The sequence below is a fragment of the Paenibacillus sp. S33 genome, from assembly GCF_053615415.1.
Map to the genome: position 1 here is coordinate 5,114,657 of NZ_JBSIEZ010000001.1, position 16,742 is coordinate 5,131,398.

A 16,742-nucleotide genomic window follows, 5' to 3' on the forward strand; every position below is an offset into this window, starting at 1 on the left:
GCTGCTTTAAGGATTTTTGTAGAATCATCCGTAACGAAAGTAAAACTTTTTTTTAAAAAAACACCCAAAAATGTAGCGCTTTCACTTGTCAGATTCCAATGAAGGTGCTATCCTTCAAGTGGGATTGTTACTGAAAAGGCAAAACCCGAGTACACACGTGTACCCGGAGTTTGCCTTTTTTTGATTTGTATGAATTCCACAGCATACAGTCAACCATCCCGAACATGTAGTAAGCGCTTTAAAAAATGACACCAAAGGAGATTAATCTCATGCAAAGAAGACGTTTTGCCCTTGTTTTATTATCTTTCGTGTTCCTGCTTACGATCTTTTTCCCATCCTCCAGCTCTGCCACAGCAGCCGATGTCCCAGCGCCACAGGCTACCCTACTTACTCAGGTACAGCCTTTGGGTGAAGTCGTTTCTGCTGTCGTACTGAAATACAGCACCAATATTGACGGGGCATCCTTATCCACGTCCAGCTTTCAGGTTCAATCTGTACTCAATGATGTATATACAGACAGAACCGTGACCAGTGTATATACCAATGATACTGGAGCCATCACCAACCGCAGTACTCATGGCAAATATGTCGTGATTGAGCTGGATACGCAAGATAAAAATGCAAGTACCCTTACTTACGATGCAACAAGCGCAGTTAACCGCATCAACACGTTGAATTATACGATTAGTCAAAAGAAAGATATTGCAACTTCAAAGAAAACAGTCATCCCAGCCTCTACACAGACTGTAAAAGCAACGGATAAAATTACACCAATCGTGGACGACTTCCAAAAAAACACCTTTGAAAATAAAGAAGGCTTCAAGCTGAACTACTTTACATTTGAGCCTAAAGTAGAACCAGGCAAAACCTACCCTTTGGTTGTATTCCTGCACGGAAACGGCGAACGCGGTGATGGAAACGGAGTCAACCTGTTAGCGAATGCTGGTGCTGTCACTTGGGCTTCTCCTGAGCAGCAAGCCAAACACCCATCCTTCGTCATCGCTCCACAAAGCCCGATTGACCTGGAGCATAAATTCATTTGGGCAGATGAGCCACGCAACAGCGCTGTAGCCGATTTGGTACGTGATACGGCGTTAAAATACCCGATCGATACCAACCGAATCTATATTGTTGGTATTTCTCAAGGAGCCATGGGAACGTGGAGATTGTTGGAAAAAAATCTGGACTTGTTCGCCGCAGGTGTGCCAATTGCCGGTTTGACCAACTATGAAAAAGCCGTTAACATGTATGCGCCTGTTGAACCTACACACGTCGAGGCATTGAAAAACGTTCCTATTTGGGCCTTCCATGCTGCAGACGATACCACAGTAAGTCCTAAAAACTCGCAAGAAATGGTCGCTGCCATTAAAGCACAAAACGGAAACCTCATTCACTTCACTGAATACGAAGCAGGGATTATCAAACCTACAGGACACTTCTCCTGGGTTCCGGCTCTGCAAAATCAGGATATGATTGAATGGTTGTTTGCACAAAAGAAATAAAATTGTTTTTCATATCTATAAAAAATAACGCCAGAACGGTTCGATACCCGCCTGGCGCTTTTTTATTATTCAAAAAAAGTCACCTACTTTCCTGTGTACCACCATCAGGAAGGCAGGTGCAATATCAAAACGAGGAGACTGAAAAATTTGACACTGGTATTGCCATTTGCAGTTAACTTGGAACCTGCTACTTCGCGCGTTTCGCAGCTTTGATCGTTCTCAAAGCTCGTCTGCGAGTTACCTTGTTCCGACTCCGAAGCTGTCTTCTGGCAGTTGCCACATCTGCTTTAGCCATGTGTACATCACCATCCTATTCACTTAGACTCATAGCGGGAGCATGCACCTAAAGACTGTTATTAATGATTATGATTCTCATTATCATTTAAGATTATATAATGAAATCTACTAGTATGCAAGAGCTTTGGGGAAGTATGTATCTTTATTACGGCAGTGTTCATTTCACCCTTTTACGCTTCTGTGTTACATTATATAAGTAAAACGAGAACAAAAATTCGAATCAGAATTTACGTTCGCCATTTTTCATAGTCCTTTATTCCGAACTAAGTCAAAGTCTATATCTTCCCGACATGTGTTCCATAACAGTTCATCTGTAAGAAAACTTAATGCATCCATGTTGCGCAATCGTTCGACCAACTCAGTAATCACATCTATGTCTTCACGTTGTACATGTCTTGCAAGAGTGATTCCTCCCGTGTCACCATCAACATATAGATGCGAATAATGCCTTTCCTTTTTTACATGTCGAAGAGTAAGCACGCTATTGTCGATCATCATGACGTAACGGTCCTTGATCAGATAGCCTTCAAAAAGCTCATACATATGCGGAAGATCACAGGGACCAAGAATGACACTTACTTTTTCAAAATTGCCTTTGTTCATTTAGATTTAGCTCCCTTCACATCTATTAAATCGGTCTTTACTAAAGATTAGATTTGTAAATTTTATAACTTTTCAAGATTAACCTTTGTAGTTATTTTATATCCTTTAAAGATAAACTTCAATAGTTAATGCTATTTCTATTTAAATTTCTATAATGAGGTGTATGTATGGGAATTGTTTTTAAACTTGAAGAATTACTTCGAGAAATCGGGATTACTAAAAACGCTCTCGCTCGTGAGGCAAAAATCAGGCCTAATACCATCTATGAGATGTGTAACAATACATCCAAGCGAATCGAATTTAAAACATTTAATACCGTGATGGAAACACTGATTCGGCTCTCTGGTCGTCCATTAACCCTACATGATGTTCTCGAATATATACCTGAGGATGAATCAGAGAAACACTGATACATTCACAGAATAGTCCGCTGCACCTTATATCTCTGCCCCTGGCAGGGATATTTTTTCCCTTGTTATTTAGCATAATCGTTATCATTATTTCAGAGTACGTGTAACTAGAATCTATACTGATAAAGGAGTATTTTTTATCATGAATATTCATGAGAGATATCATTTTAAACTTGGCGATATTTTAGAAGAACTTGATATTTCCCGAAATAAACTGGCCGTAGAAGCAAAAATACGTCCGGCTACTGTAATAGATATGGTAAATGGCAAAACCAAAAGACTTGAATTAGAAACACTTGTCCATATCCTGGATGCTTTGAACAGAATTGCCTATCAACGAAGATTTTCAAGGACTATTACTCTTGCTGATATTATAGAATACATCCCCGAAGATGGAATGGAGAAACAGTGAAACTATAACATGAGAATAAAGATTACTATTGGCCCAACGGACATCTCCATGACTAAATAAGTAGTTGCCCGTGCTCCCTTTTCCCCAAATGAAAGAAGCGTTGGGCTTGCAGTCCCAACACTTCTTTATAGTAAAACAACAACTTATACTATGATTAATCCACTTTGCCGCCCTCTACGACCAGTTGATCTGTAAAGCCTTCTCCGTAAACAGAGGTCAATGTGTCCTTGTAGGCTTGATGCACAAAGTTTTCCTTTCCTAATGTAGCCAGCTCATTATTGATCCAGTCTAATAACTCCTTATTTCCCTTTGCTACTGCGGGTGCAATCGTATCTTGACCACCAAAGGCCGGGATGGTTACGGTAAAGCCAGGGTTGGCCTTTGCCCAGGCGATCAGCTCTGTATTATCGTTGGCAATGGCAGCCCCGCGTTTGTCTTTGAGGGCTGAGAAGATTTCTGTATATTGATCGAATTTAAGCAGCTTGATATCAGGGTAATTTTTCGTGAAATAGGTTTCAGCCGTTGTTCCCTTTGCGACAATCAGCTTCTGATCCGAATTCTTCAATTGGTCAATCGTGGTGATTGGAGCGCTATCAGGCGACACAATGCCAAAGGATAATTTCATATACGGGTTGGCAAAATCGACTTTTTCCTTACGCTCATCCGTCACCGTAAAGTTAGCCATGATGATATCTACCTTGTTGGATTCCAAATAGGCGACCCGGCTGGCAGCATCCACCAGAACAAATTCCACCTTGGACTCGTCACCCAAGAGATCTTTGGCAAACCGCTTCGCAATATAGACGTCAAAGCCTTGATTCTTCCCTTCCGAATCCACGTAGCCAAAAGGCGGCTTATCTGCAAATACACCTATACGAATCTTGCCATTCTTTTTAATGTCCTCAATCGAAGCAAATTTAGCCGAGCCTGAACTACCGTTGGTATTTCCGCCTCCTGCACATCCCGCCAAACCAACAATCAGCAAGCTCAAAGCCAGTAATAACGTCGTGAACTTCATTCCTTTTCTCATCTGTATTCATCCCCCTGTTTATATCGTTTCGTACTGAAATATATCCAGAAAGTGCTGAGCACGCTCTGTTTCCGGTTGGGTAAAAAATTGCTGTGGCGTAGTCATTTCGCATATCTGTCCTTGATCCATAAAAACGATACGATCTCCTACCGACTTGGCAAATCCCATTTCATGCGTCACGATAATCATGGTCATGCCCTGCTGTGCCAGCTCTCGCATGACATCCAGTACCTCTCTGACCATTTCCGGGTCCAAGGATGCGGTGACTTCATCAAAGAGCATAATTTCTGGGTTCATACACAGGGCTCGCACAATTGCAATCCGTTGCTTTTGCCCACCTGATAATTGTCTCGGATACGCATCTTTGCGATCCAGCAGACCCACTCGCTCCAATAGCTGCTCCGCTTGCTCAAGTGCCTCTTGCTTGTTTCTCCGCTGAACTTTAAGCGGGCCGAGTAATATATTTTCTAAGACCGTCATATGCGGAAACAGCTCGTAGTTCTGGAACACCATTCCGATATGCTGCCGCACCTCACGCCAGTTCACTTTCTTATCCGTCAGGTCCTGCCCTCTATAACGGATAGCTCCACTCTGGACCGGCTCCAGACCATTGAGACATCGGAGGAGCGTGCTTTTTCCACATCCCGAAGGACCGAGAACGACCACGACTTCCCCTTTCGTTACGTCCAGATTAATCTGTTGCAGTACTTTTCGGTCTTCGAAGCTTTTGTGCAGCCCTCGAATTTCGAGTAAAACCTCCACAGCCTCTCCCATGACATCCACCCCATCCTGCTAATTTTGCCATCTGCGTTCAAATCTTTTGGAAAGTCTGGATAACGGATAGCATACGAGAAAATACAATATGAAAATAAAGCCGTACACCCAGAAGGATGCCGAGGGCGCCTTGATTACACCAAGCTCAATAATCTGCTGCCCGACCTTGACCACTTCCACTACACCGATCAGCACCACTAATGAAGTGGTTTTGATCATCCGTGTCGCCAGATTAATAGAACCGGGAAGCATTCGGCGCACCGCCTGGGGAATGAGCACATGGCGGTATAACTGTCCATATGTCAGTCCCAATGCTTGCCCGGATTCCACCTGATGCTTGGGCAGTGATTCTAATGCACCACGAACGATGTCACCAATCTCGGCCGCTCCCCACAGGCTGAATACGATAATTGCTGTCAATTCCCCGCTGATATTCACATTCAACAAAGGAGTAAATCCAAAATATACGACATACAACCACACCAGAATTGGAATAATGCGGAATGTCTCCAAATATAACCTCAGCACAAACCGAATCGGTCTTGATTTTAAGGTGCGCAGCAACCCCATCAAAATGCCTAATAGAGTACCGATAATAATGGAAAGTAGCGCAATCTCCAGCGTAACGAGCAATCCCCCTAATAGACGCTCGAAATTGGAACCTTCAAAAAGTACATTAATCCCCGAATTCAGCATATCGCACCTTCCTTTCCACCCACGTTAGCAGTATCGACAAAGGTAACAGCAGGACGAGGTATGCCAATACCAGCAGAATTAGCGATTCTGTCGTTTTGTAGTACATGCCAATCAGGTCTTTTGCCACATTCATCAGATCTAATAAAGCAATGGCGCCAACAATGGAAGTCTCCTTGAGCAAAAAAATCGCATTCGCTCCTAGAGACGGAACACTGATGGCAAAAGCCTGTGGCAAAATAACATATCTCGCCAGTTGTATCTTGGACAGTCCGAGACTCAGCCCGGATTCCGTCTGGGTTTTACTCACTGCTTCCATTCCCCCACGGAACGCCTCAGCCATATAACCCCCGCCCAAAAAGGTCATGCCCACAATGGCACACGTCATTTCGCTCATATGCAGACCTATTTTCGTAAACCCGTAATACAGAAAATATAACTGTACAAGCAGCGGCGTATTTCGGGAAAGCTCAATATAGGCAACAACGATGCCGCTAACTCCCCTTACCTTGTAATACAGTACTGTGCTGCACAGCAAACCGACGACTAATGAAAATAGAATAGCAAAAAAGGCGATCTTCAACGTCAACCACATAGCTTCTCCATATAACGGCAAGCTCTCTACAATAAACTCCCAGTCTAAGTTCATATGTGTATACCTTTCGATTTTCAATTATTCCTATGTACTTGCTCTGCTTAATAACAATGATTGTATTCCTGGCCAATTATTACGTCAATACTTTGATGAAAATTTGTCATATTTATCTATGATTCAGGAAGAAAAGTGTTGTTTTATTTCAGAAATAAATAAAAAAAGCTTGAAATGAATAAATTTCATTTCAAGCTTTGATTTATGCTATACGATTCATCATACGAGCGGCTCGGTAACAAGAGGGCCGCCGAGCTTCTCTACAATTAAACGGCTCTCCTCATTTAATCCCCGCAGGGTAATGGATTTGCCGGATTTCGTATACTTTTGCAACACCTTGCCGATGGCAGTAACTGCGGAGTGATCCCAAATATGAGAATGACTGAAGTCCACCACGACACGTTCTGGATCATCCGAAGGTTCGAAATGATCGACAAAATGAGTCGTTGAAGCAAAAAACATCGGACCCCTGACATGGTACACCTTTTCGTCGTTGTTCTCCGTTGCGCTGATGCGAATTTTAGCCATTTTCCAGCCAAAATGCAGAGCACTCAGCAGTACGCCTACGATCACGCCCTTGGACAAATCATGCGTAGCCACCACAATGATCACCGTGACCACCATAATAAACGTGTCCGCCTTGGGTACCTTAGCAATGTTTCGGAGCGATTTCCAGTCTACGGTTCCGATACACACCATAAACATGACTCCTACCAATGCACCCATTGGCACTTCCTTTACAACCCCGCCAAGCACGAGCAGCAGAAAGGCCAAGAATACCCCAGCCGTAAAAGTGGACAAACGCCCTCTTCCACCTGAGCTGACATTAATGACGGATTGTCCGATCATGGCACAACCACCCATACCACCAAAAAAGCCATTTACAAAGTTGGCAATCCCTTGCCCGCGGGCTTCCCGGTTTTTATTGCTCTTCGTTTCGGTCATTTCATCCAAAATACTGGCTGTCAGCAGCGATTCCAGCAGTCCAACCAGTGCCATCGTAAAGGAATACGGCAACAAAATCCGCAAAGTATGCCACGACCACTCAATTTGCGGCAAATGGAATGAAGGCAGCGAGCTGGTTAGCGTACCGATATCTCCTACCGTTTTCACATTCAATCCAAATACATACGTAATGATCGTCATGATGATGATTGCCGTCAATGGAGCAGGAATGCTTTTCACAAATCTCGGTAAAATATACACAATGAGCAGCGTCCCCGCTACCATCGCGTACATGATCCAATTAGCTCCATGGAAGTGGGTGAGTTGCGCCATAAAGACGAGGATCGCCAGCGCATTCACAAATCCGGTCATAACCGGCTGCGAAATAAAGCTGATAAAGCGACCTATTTTCAAAACACCCAGCAGCACTTGAATGATTCCTGCCAAAATGGTAGCTGCAAACAGATACTCCACGCCATGATCCTTCACCAGGCCAACGACCAGTACAGCTACGGCCCCGGTTGCTGCCGAGATCATGGCCGGACGTCCACCTGCAAAAGAGATGACAATTGCCATCGAAATGGAGGCATACAGTCCGACCATGGGATTGACCCCCGCAATGATCGAGAAGGCAATCGCCTCGGGAATTAGTGCTAGCGCCACGGTCATGCCCGCAAGTATATCGGCCCGGATATTACCGAACCATTGTTGTCTAAGATTCATACTGTCTCGTTCCAGCCTCCTATATTTACGGAGAGTAGCGTGTTGACTCGTACCCCGTGTGTTTCGGGTCTCCGTCCAGCGACCAATCGCCAAGGCTCTCCTATCATTCAGTTCGTCTCTCTCAAACGAACCCGGTCCGTTACATTCAGTCCATCATTATAACGTAAGGAATTCGCAGAGACGAATGAGTTAAAAGGCTGTTTACAGAAAGAAATCATCTATTTCCTTGAAATATCGATCATTATCTTCATCTTATTCGTTTTCTTATGTTTAAAATTTTCGCAATTTCTGTACAATCTCCATTAGGGATTCCGCAATCTCAGAGTCCGCATGCTGCTGGAGTAAGCCTTCAAAGTCAGGCAGTGCTTGCTTCAATAATCGATAACTATAGTCATAATAACTCCAAAAAGCTACCGGATCATAACCGCGTGCTTCTTCCTCTTCCCACTCCAGTTCATCTTCTTCTGGATCGCTGTCTGCCGGCCATAGATATTTTTCGTCCAGCAGCATGGTTAGGGATTCTACAGACTTCTGTGAATCCTCTTGTGCGTTTTCCATGTCCAATGCTCCAACAACCGCATGGTACAGTTCCAACTCACTCCGCGTGATATCATCCGAATTTCTCATATGCATAATACGCAATAAGAAAAGTAACACCCATGGCGTAACCTGCCACAGTGTGCCTTGATGCTCTATCAGATCAGCAATTGCTGCGTACTCCCCGTTGGATATCAATTGTGGCAACTCCGTGCCCCTGCCATAAGGAGTAGTCAGGCGGTGCCATGGCACATCTGCAATTTGGAGATTATTCATCTTATGTGTATCCATAAGTTTTCCTTTCTGGTCAGTATCTAGAATCTTCCCGATTTAAAAATGGAATATAGTAAAAAGGCAACCATTAAGAGAGCGACAACAAAGCCGATTTCAATAGCAGGTACATTCCACAGCATGGTCACCTGATGATTCAGCGATGAACCGATAATAAGTCCGACCATAATAATGCTGAACGCTAACAGCACGATACTGAATGACAGACGGTTGCTGATCTGATCCAGCCTGCGCAGAAGCATTTCCAGCTCCGGCACAGTAACCTCCAGCTTAAGCTTGCCCTTGCTGATAATCGAGGCCAAATGCCTCGCATGTCCTGGTAGTTCCATCAGCGTCTCCACCAGCTCAGTCGCACCACCCAGCAGCTTGCCTCGGATACGACGACCGCTGAAGCGTTCCTTCAACAGCTTGTTACCAAAGGGCTCAGCCAAAGCGATAATACTGAGATCGGGGTCCAGGTGCTCCACGACCCCCTCCAGTGTCAGCAACGCCTTGCCTAGCAACAGGACGTCCGACGGCAAACCAATCCGATGGCGCTGCGCTGCGCCAAATAGGTCGTTCAAAGCATCACCAATACTGATCTGTGAGAAAGGAACGTCTGAGTAATCTTCGCGTATCTTGTCCAGATCAGCACGCAGCGCATTCAGGTCGGTGTCCGGTTCGACCAGACCCAAACGTTCGATAGACCGAACCATGGCATCGGTATTTTTGCGCATCAGGGCAATAATGAGGGAAGCGAGATGATTCTTCATCTCTTCGCTCAACCTTCCCGTCATGCCAAAGTCCAAATAAGCGAGACTGCCATTTTTCAAAACAAGTAAATTCCCCGGATGGGGATCGGCATGAAAAAATCCCTCTATAAAAATTTGATGCAGCATGCTGTTCACCAGCCGCTGCGCCAGTTCTTTCAAGTTATATCCACGGCGTAATAGCTCTTCACGACTACCCAAGTGAGTTCCGTCTAGAAACTCCATAGTCAGTATACGGGAAGAGGTATGATCCCAGTATATTTTCGGAATATAGATATGTGGGTCCTGCTCAAATTGGAGCGCAATCTTCTCTGTATTACGGGCTTCATGGTTGTAATCCAGCTCCTGAATGAGCGATCTCCCCAGCTCCTCCACCATCTGGCGAAGCTGATATCGCTCTACCCACTCCCAGCGCTTGGCTGCCATAGCGGTCAGTTCCCGCAAAATGTCCAAATCTCGCCGAATAATGCGATTAACGCCAGGACGCTGGATTTTAATGGCGACCATTTCGCCGCTGTGCAGCTTGCCCAGATGCACTTGCCCGATCGAAGCAGCGGCCAGCGGAACATCGTCAAAACGAACCAGTATGTCCTCTAATGACGTGTCCAGCTCTTGCTCCAGAATGCCACGCGCCGTTTCAGATGAAAACGGTGGTACCTGATCCTGAAGCTTAACCAGCTCACGGATAATAGGCTCCGGCAGCAGGTCAGCACGTGTGCTTGCCAACTGTCCAAGCTTGATGAATGCAGGCCCCAGATCCTCCAGCACAAGTCGAATCCGTTCACCTAGCGTTTTGGACTCGGGAGTTTCTCTCGTCAGCCACTTGCGAGGCAATGACAGCAGCTGGAACAGTCCCATTTCTTCCACCATATAGCCAAAGCCATGACGCGCCAGCGCCATGGCAATTTCCCGGTAACGACCGGCGTGCTTCATACGAACCGCCATTTTAATCCAGCCGGTTCGCTTCTTCAGCGTCGCTCGAACCCGTAAGCGCCGCCTTTTCTTTTTCCAGCTCCGCTACCTGTTTTTCCAACAATGCCACACGCTGCTCCAAACTTGTAACATCATTTTCGGTAGGTACTTCCAGCTCCTGCAAAATGCGGCTAACCTGTTCGCGGATCACTGTTTTGAATTGTCCCTGTTCCTCTGCCCCTCGTTCGATCAGACGATCGACCAGCGCTTTGGATTCCGAGGGCGCAAGTTCTCCCCGGTTTACAAGATCCTCGACGGCTTTCTCCACCTTTTCTTTGCTGACAACGGTGAGGCCCCACCCCAATGAGATGGCTTTTTTGAACAAATCGCTCATAATATATCCTCCCCTACCTGTGATTACCTATAGTATAACCTGAAAAGGGGAGCCGCATAAAGTTCGCAGCTCCCCTTCCTCAATGAATGGAATGATCTATGTTTAACCTGGAAAGCGTCCAGCCCACTTGGCAGCCTGAAGCAGCAGCTTGCGGTATCCCTCGTGTTGGAAGCTTGGCTGATTATGTCCAGGCATCAAATAGACGACCCGACCCAAGCCATAGGACAGTGACCATGCCGCCGGCCACCACTGGCCTTCGTGTTCATATTCCATCAGTAGTGTTTTTTCAGTGAAAGGATCAAAATCAAAACGATACGGCTCCTCTTGCATCTCGAACGGCTCGATTCCTTCCATAATCGGATGATCCGGCTCCGTTACTTTGAAGGAAAGTGGACCCGCAGCCGGGTGTCGCAAGAAACGTGCCCCCATTAACTGTGCAATTTCATACCGTCCTTGCAATGTGATTCCGTTATGCAGCACAAGCAATCCACCCCCGCCACTAACATAAGACAGCAATCCTGCTGTTTGTTGAGGTGACAGAACCTCCTTGCGGCTATCGCAGTACGAGATACATAGATCAAATGAGGTTAGATTTTCCTTGAGCAGCATTTTACGATTCTCACTGCACTGTACGGTCATCCAATCCTGTAAAATATGGCTAATCTCTTCGTCCACCCCTTGCAGCGGGTGAAACTCCGGATACGAATAATCTCCTAACAACAATGCTTTTCTTTTTTCCATGATAAATCCTCCTTGCCTGACTTGTATATAAGGACTTTAAAGGCGGGGCCCGTGTCATTTATTCTTGTTTGTGGGGTCAAAACGCTCAGAAAATTCCGTTTGGCCCTTATCCATTTCCCATAACACCGCCATCATTGTCCGAGCTACGGCATATATAAATAATTCTACAGACGGCCTATTAAATCCTTTAGCAGACGATTATAGCATATATGTTCGCTCGCAATAAACTTATTAAAACTTATTCAAACTTTATAAATCTGAACGATGGCGATTCGGCCTGTTTATGGTATACTCGTAAGAAAAAAAGTGCGTCCATGCTTGATTAACAATGAAGGGCCGCTTTTTGTAAGAATTTATGCTTGCGGTTATAGAATTGATAAGAATTGCCTCAAACCTTATACATTCTATAAATCTTAAAAAACCGGGGAGGTTGCATGAATGAAAAGGACTGGAATGACCCGGCCCTTGGACAGCTTGGGGCGAATTGTGCTTCCTAAAGAGTTGCGCATGACGATGGAGATTGACATCGGCGATCCATTAGAGTTTTTTATTGAAGACCAGACACTCATGCTCCGTAAGTACAAATCAACCAACTGTATATTTTGCGGTGCGGTTGATACCAACACCTACTTTAAAGATCAGTTTATCTGCGATGATTGTGCAGCCTCGATGAAAACGGAAGATTTAATTCCGGTCACAGCGACTGAAACCCATTCACCTCCACTTAAGCAAAATATGCATATGAAAAAAATTTATCAGCGCACAGACGTTATTTTGGAGAAAATGAGAGAGCTTATGGAAGAACATCCAGCATCTTCACAAAAACAACTCGCCTCCATGCTTGGCGTGAGTCAGGGAAGGATTTCCCAACTGAAAAAACTCATGTAAGCGAATCACCAAAAAAGTAATGTATACGCTTCCATACTATGTAAGGTTTAAATCTATTGAATTTAGAAAAGCCGGGCCCTTTAGGGACTCGGCTTTTTTTCGCTTATATGAAGTGGTGCACTCGTTTGCAAAACTATTGACCGTAAACCCGGCATTGTTCCACCCAGCGTGCTGCCGCCTTGGGAAGAGATGCAAGATGAACATGCGTGTAGGCTGCCAAAAGGTTCCCTTTCGCATAACCCTCGCTCTGGAGACCACGCATCCCCTTGGTTTGATAGGCGTAGGAGTAGGGGGCGGATGATTCATCATAGTGCATGACAGAATAATGAAATTCATGTCCCCGAATGGTCTCTCCAGCCTCCAGCAGCAAGCAATCCTGCAAAGCGGTTGCTTCCCGGTATCCCAGTGCAGCCCGTTTCTCCTGCATGCGGACGTCCGACGGAATAACCCCGGCCATGTGATAGGCATTCCCCATACGATCCGTAAGTGTCCGTGCCAGTACCATATAACCGCCGCATTCGGCGAATACTGGCATATCCCGGCTTACCGCGTTGCGGATATCTTCCAAAAAGCCCGTATTTGCAGCGATATCTGCGGCAAACTCTTCGGGGAAACCGCCGCCCAGGTATAGGCCGCTTGCCTGCTCAGGTACGCGTTCTCCCGCCAGCGGACTGAAATAGACAATCTCTGCTCCCGCCTGACGTAGCAAATCCATATTCTCCGGGTAGTAAAAATTGAACGCCGCATCTCTGGCGACGGCGATGACGGGACGTTCCCCGGTATCAGCTTCATGCCCTGCTGATGGAAGCCAATCCGGGGGAAACAACGGTTGTGCGGGCAGAGACAACGGCGGAGCCGAATCCGCCAATGCCCGCAGTGCATCCAGATCCGTACCCGCGCGGATCAGCTCTGCCGCCCGTTGGAAAAGCGGCTCCAGCTCGCCGCGTTCCACAGCGGGTACTAAACCCAGATGACGCTCAGGAATATCCAGCCTGTCATCACGCTTTAACCAGCCGAGCACGGGGATGCCGCACTCCTGCTCAATCGCCTTTTTGACGATGCCATAGTGCCCTTGGCTACCGCAGCGATTCACCATTACGCCCACAATGCGCAGCTTGGGCTCCAAGCGTTGAAAGCCGAGCACAATAGCGGCGGCGCTTCGTGCCATACTGCGCACGTCGACCACCAGCAATACAGGGCTGTCCGTCAGCATGGCGATCTCAGCGGTCGAGCCGGTGTTGCTGAGCGGGTCCTTGCCGTCATACAGCCCCATGACGCCTTCAATCACGGAAATATCCGCGCCTTCGGAAGCACGGATAAAGGTTTCACGCACCGTATCCGGTGAGGTCATCCATGAATCCAGATTACGGGAAGAGGTCCCGGTCGCGGCAGTATGATAGGTCGGATCGATATAATCCGGCCCGCATTTAAAACCCTGCACTCGCAGGCCGCTGTCGGCGAACGCCTTCATCAGCCCGAGGGTAACCGTCGTTTTGCCAGCGCCGCTGCCTGTTCCGGCAACAACAATACGGCTTCTGCGCGTAGCGGCAGACGGATCAGACTGTACAGCCTGCTTCATGATGTCAGTCATAGGAAACCCGCGCTACAGACAGCGTCATATTGCCGCTTTTTTTCTTCTCCAGCAGCCAATGGTCTGCACCAGAAGACAACAAGGCTGAAGGTTCACTGACCCCATATGCGCCAGTGTATTTGAAGACGGTTTCCGATGGATTGGGAAGCTGCACTGTATTCAGCTCTGACGGAGTATACGTCACCAGTTCCCAACCGTATTTGGCGCAAAGGGCAAGTAAGCCCTCTTCGTCCTTTTTCAGATCAATGGTGGCAATATTCCGTACGCTTTTCACGGACAAACGCAGCTCTTGCAAGGTGTCCAGCACACCCGCCTCCAGTTCCTCCAATGCAGTCCCACGGTTGCAGCCGATGCCGAGCACCAAGCTTTTCGGACGGTACAGCACGCCATTAGAAAGAAGCTGCTCCTCTTCCTCCGGCTCCAATAAACGGTCACTCACGACCAATGCGGCGTTAAACGGTTCTTGCAATGCTTCTGCCGTCGAAGCATATACCTTGATATGTCCAGGTACAGGCTTGTCATAACGCCACCAGTTCCGTTCGCCTGTCTCTTGTATGAGCGCAACAGGCTCCTCGTTCACAACAGCGGCGCTCACAGGAGTGGCCTTGTCGAAGCTATCGACCACCCAACCCAATTCCCGACCAAACATGTCCACCGGGATCGTGCCCTGCACGTCCGATGCAGTCGTGATTACAGCACGTGCGCCTAGTACAGCCGCTACATGGCGGGTCAATTCATTGGCGCCACCCAAATGGCCAGACAATACGCTAATGACATGCTCGCCACGATCATCAATGACAACTACCGCCGGGTCTACCTTTTTATCCACCAAAATTGGTGCAATCATACGAACCACTGCACCGAGAGATATAAACAAAATAATACCGTTATATTGTTTAAATAAATCCGGCAAAATCAGCTTGACCGAGCCTTCGAACAACTGAATGCCACGCTGCTGCTCGTCGCCACGCTCAAACTTGGACATGTAATACACATCCGTGCCCGGAAAGCTGGCTCCCAAATTGCGGACCATTTCCACTCCATGCTTCGTGATCGCCACAGCGGCAAATGGATTACTCACCGGGCTTCACTCCCTTCCGGTAGCCATGGGTGAACGACTTGTCATACAGCTTGGAACGATGCGCGTCCTTATCCACCAGTCCCGGATCGAGCGCCCAGCCTGCCAAAATCATGGCATGCATCGTTATGCCTGCTGCACGCAAATCGGCGGGTAATTGACCAAGCGTCGTGCGTACGATCTTTTGGTCCGGCCAGGTCGCGCGCTGCACAACCGCTACAGGCGTGTCCTCACTCCAGCCTGCTGCCAAAAACTCAACGACCACCTTCTTTGCCAACGTTGCGCTGAGGAACAGTGCCACTGTACAGTGATGGGATGCCAAGTCACGCAGCTTTTCCCGATCCGGTACAGGTGTACGGCCTTCGGCACGCGTCAGAATGACCGTCTGCGTCAGGTCAGGCACAGTTAGCTCTGCACCCAGCACCGCCGCAGAAGCAAAGACCGAGCTGACGCCTGGTACGATTTCGTATGCTACTCCGCGCTGCTTCAGCAACACCATTTGCTCCAAAATGGCTCCGTACACTGCCGGATCACCTGTATGTACGCGAGCTACACTGCGTCCAGCCTGCACAGCCTCGCTCATAATCTCGACCTGCCGCTCCAAATCCATGCCTGAGCTTTGCAGTACCTGCGCCTCTGGCTTGGCCGTGGCAATCAGCTCGTCGTTCACGAGCGAATCCGTGTACAATACCACATCGGCCGTGCGTAGAATCCGGGAGCCTTTGACAGTAATCAGCTCCGGGTCGCCGGGACCTGCTCCTACGATATACACTTTGGGCTCCAACGTCATTTGCTCACCACCATTAAACTCAAATATTCAAGCTCCTGTCCGCGCAGCTCACGTGCGTCGCGCCATACCATTTCATAAGGAGAAGTGACCTTGGTAATGACTGATGCACGGTCCCCAAGATGGAGTTCATCCAGCACATCCAAAATCAAATCCAGCACCTTGGCAACCTTGATAAACACGACCGTATCGTGATTCTCAATCGCCCGCTTCATCGCTTCCCGATCATCCGTAGCCGGAATAATACCGACCTGCTGATCTCCGTCTGCCAAAGGCAATTCCAGCGCTGCCGCCGCTCCCAACACAGACGAAATGCCCGGAATAGATACAATCGGCACCTCAGGATGGAGATCCTTCATGAGCCGTGCCAAATGAATAAAGGTACTGTACAGATTAGGGTCTCCCTCTGTGACAAAGGCTACATCCTTGCCTTGGCTCAGTGCCTCCCAGCAAGCAACCACCGTTTTGTTCCACTCACGCTCCAGTACAACCGGGTCCTTGGTCATTGGAAAAATGAGTCCCAGCATCTCCTTTTCCTCCGGGTTGACGTACAACTCCACGATTTCGTGAGCATACGACTTACCTCCCCGGCGTTTCTTCGGATAAGCCACAACTGCACATTCCTGAATCATGCGATACGCCTTGACCGTAATCAGCTCGGGATCACCCGGCCCCACGCCTACGCCGTAAAGTGTTCCTGTTGCTGCCGTATTCATGCTGTCTCTCTCCCCCTCTT

At 47.5% G+C, this 16,742-nt stretch carries 19 protein-coding genes; 4 read left to right on the top strand and 15 right to left on the bottom strand.

The genetic code is table 11. From position 1 onward, the window contains the following. Positions 1–269: 269 nt before the first annotated feature. Positions 270–1,502, top strand: coding sequence for a peptidase (locus ACWGXJ_RS23225; protein WP_452567673.1), 1,233 nt, complete (start codon positions 270–272; stop codon positions 1,500–1,502). Positions 1,503–1,689: 187 nt separating this feature from the next. On the opposite strand, the gene ACWGXJ_RS23230 is transcribed toward ACWGXJ_RS23225, so the two are convergent. Together ACWGXJ_RS23230 and ACWGXJ_RS23235 are read right to left on the bottom strand one after the other, a co-directional pair. Beyond that, on the bottom strand, positions 1,690–1,797 hold the full coding sequence (locus tag ACWGXJ_RS23230; RefSeq protein WP_250260219.1) for a putative metal homeostasis protein: 108 nt from the start codon (positions 1,795–1,797) through the stop codon (positions 1,690–1,692). Between the two features lie 245 nt (positions 1,798–2,042). Further along, positions 2,043–2,402 (bottom strand): hypothetical protein, encoded by a 360-nt coding sequence (locus ACWGXJ_RS23235; protein ID WP_254350552.1) that lies wholly within the window; start codon positions 2,400–2,402, stop codon positions 2,043–2,045. A gap of 167 nt (positions 2,403–2,569) precedes the next feature. Here ACWGXJ_RS23235 and ACWGXJ_RS23240 point away from each other — a divergent pair, with 167 nt between their 5' ends. Further along, positions 2,570–2,812, top strand: a complete 243-nt coding sequence (locus ACWGXJ_RS23240) for a helix-turn-helix domain-containing protein (protein WP_235306563.1) — start codon at positions 2,570–2,572, stop codon at positions 2,810–2,812. Between the two features lie 142 nt (positions 2,813–2,954). Continuing rightward, on the top strand, positions 2,955–3,224 hold the full coding sequence (locus tag ACWGXJ_RS23245) for a helix-turn-helix domain-containing protein (protein WP_452567674.1): 270 nt from the start codon (positions 2,955–2,957) through the stop codon (positions 3,222–3,224). 154 nt (positions 3,225–3,378) lie between these two features. Here ACWGXJ_RS23245 and ACWGXJ_RS23250 read toward each other — a convergent pair whose 3' ends face one another. From ACWGXJ_RS23250 to ACWGXJ_RS23290, 9 genes are all read right to left on the bottom strand, one after another. Next, positions 3,379–4,254 (bottom strand): cysteine ABC transporter substrate-binding protein, encoded by an 876-nt coding sequence (locus ACWGXJ_RS23250; RefSeq protein WP_069290583.1) that lies wholly within the window; start codon positions 4,252–4,254, stop codon positions 3,379–3,381. Positions 4,255–4,272: 18 nt separating this feature from the next. After that, positions 4,273–5,028: an amino acid ABC transporter ATP-binding protein gene (locus tag ACWGXJ_RS23255; protein ID WP_025721631.1), complete on the bottom strand. Its 756-nt coding sequence runs from the start codon at positions 5,026–5,028 to the stop codon at positions 4,273–4,275. Positions 5,029–5,046: 18 nt separating this feature from the next. Beyond that, complete coding sequence (locus ACWGXJ_RS23260) at positions 5,047–5,724, bottom strand: amino acid ABC transporter permease (protein ID WP_069290584.1); 678 nt, start codon at positions 5,722–5,724, stop codon at positions 5,047–5,049. Continuing rightward, positions 5,705–6,370, bottom strand: coding sequence for an amino acid ABC transporter permease (locus tag ACWGXJ_RS23265; protein ID WP_165177833.1), 666 nt, complete (start codon positions 6,368–6,370; stop codon positions 5,705–5,707). Before ACWGXJ_RS23265 ends, ACWGXJ_RS23260 begins: the two co-directional genes overlap by 20 nt. A gap of 219 nt (positions 6,371–6,589) precedes the next feature. Beyond that, entirely contained in the window at positions 6,590–8,038 is a 1,449-nt protein-coding gene (locus ACWGXJ_RS23270) for a SulP family inorganic anion transporter (RefSeq protein ID WP_039271645.1), read from the bottom strand. A gap of 270 nt (positions 8,039–8,308) precedes the next feature. Then, entirely contained in the window at positions 8,309–8,866 is a 558-nt protein-coding gene (locus tag ACWGXJ_RS23275; RefSeq protein ID WP_452567675.1) for a hypothetical protein, read from the bottom strand. Between the two features lie 23 nt (positions 8,867–8,889). Beyond that, a complete protein-coding gene (locus tag ACWGXJ_RS23280) occupies positions 8,890–10,560 on the bottom strand; it encodes an ABC1 kinase family protein (protein WP_039271646.1) in 1,671 nt (556 codons plus the stop codon). A gap of 1 nt (position 10,561) precedes the next feature. Beyond that, positions 10,562–10,921, bottom strand: a complete 360-nt coding sequence (locus ACWGXJ_RS23285) for a phasin family protein (protein ID WP_013312404.1) — start codon at positions 10,919–10,921, stop codon at positions 10,562–10,564. Between the two features lie 102 nt (positions 10,922–11,023). Next, positions 11,024–11,662 (bottom strand): ThuA domain-containing protein, encoded by a 639-nt coding sequence (locus ACWGXJ_RS23290; RefSeq protein ID WP_039271649.1) that lies wholly within the window; start codon positions 11,660–11,662, stop codon positions 11,024–11,026. 438 nt (positions 11,663–12,100) lie between these two features. Here ACWGXJ_RS23290 and ACWGXJ_RS23295 point away from each other — a divergent pair, with 438 nt between their 5' ends. After that, positions 12,101–12,550 (top strand): AbrB/MazE/SpoVT family DNA-binding domain-containing protein, encoded by a 450-nt coding sequence (locus tag ACWGXJ_RS23295; protein ID WP_452567676.1) that lies wholly within the window; start codon positions 12,101–12,103, stop codon positions 12,548–12,550. Positions 12,551–12,683: 133 nt separating this feature from the next. Here the strand turns inward: ACWGXJ_RS23295 and ACWGXJ_RS23300 are convergent, their stop codons facing one another. The 4 genes from ACWGXJ_RS23300 to cobI are packed head-to-tail and all read right to left on the bottom strand — an operon-like array spanning position 12,684 to position 16,722. Further along, the gene (locus tag ACWGXJ_RS23300; RefSeq protein ID WP_452567677.1) at positions 12,684–14,141 is read right to left on the bottom strand and encodes a cobyrinate a,c-diamide synthase; all 1,458 of its coding nucleotides are present in this window, start codon (positions 14,139–14,141) and stop codon (positions 12,684–12,686) included. Next, positions 14,134–15,222, bottom strand: coding sequence for a cobalt-precorrin 5A hydrolase (locus tag ACWGXJ_RS23305; protein ID WP_039271653.1), 1,089 nt, complete (start codon positions 15,220–15,222; stop codon positions 14,134–14,136). The genes ACWGXJ_RS23300 and ACWGXJ_RS23305 overlap by 8 nt, the downstream gene beginning before the upstream one ends. Continuing rightward, positions 15,215–16,009 (bottom strand): precorrin-4 C(11)-methyltransferase, encoded by a 795-nt coding sequence (gene cobM, locus ACWGXJ_RS23310; RefSeq protein ID WP_069290588.1) that lies wholly within the window; start codon positions 16,007–16,009, stop codon positions 15,215–15,217. Before cobM ends, ACWGXJ_RS23305 begins: the two co-directional genes overlap by 8 nt. Next, entirely contained in the window at positions 16,006–16,722 is a 717-nt protein-coding gene (gene cobI / locus ACWGXJ_RS23315) for a precorrin-2 C(20)-methyltransferase (protein ID WP_039271654.1), read from the bottom strand. The genes cobM and cobI overlap by 4 nt, the downstream gene beginning before the upstream one ends. Positions 16,723–16,742 lie beyond the last annotated feature (20 nt).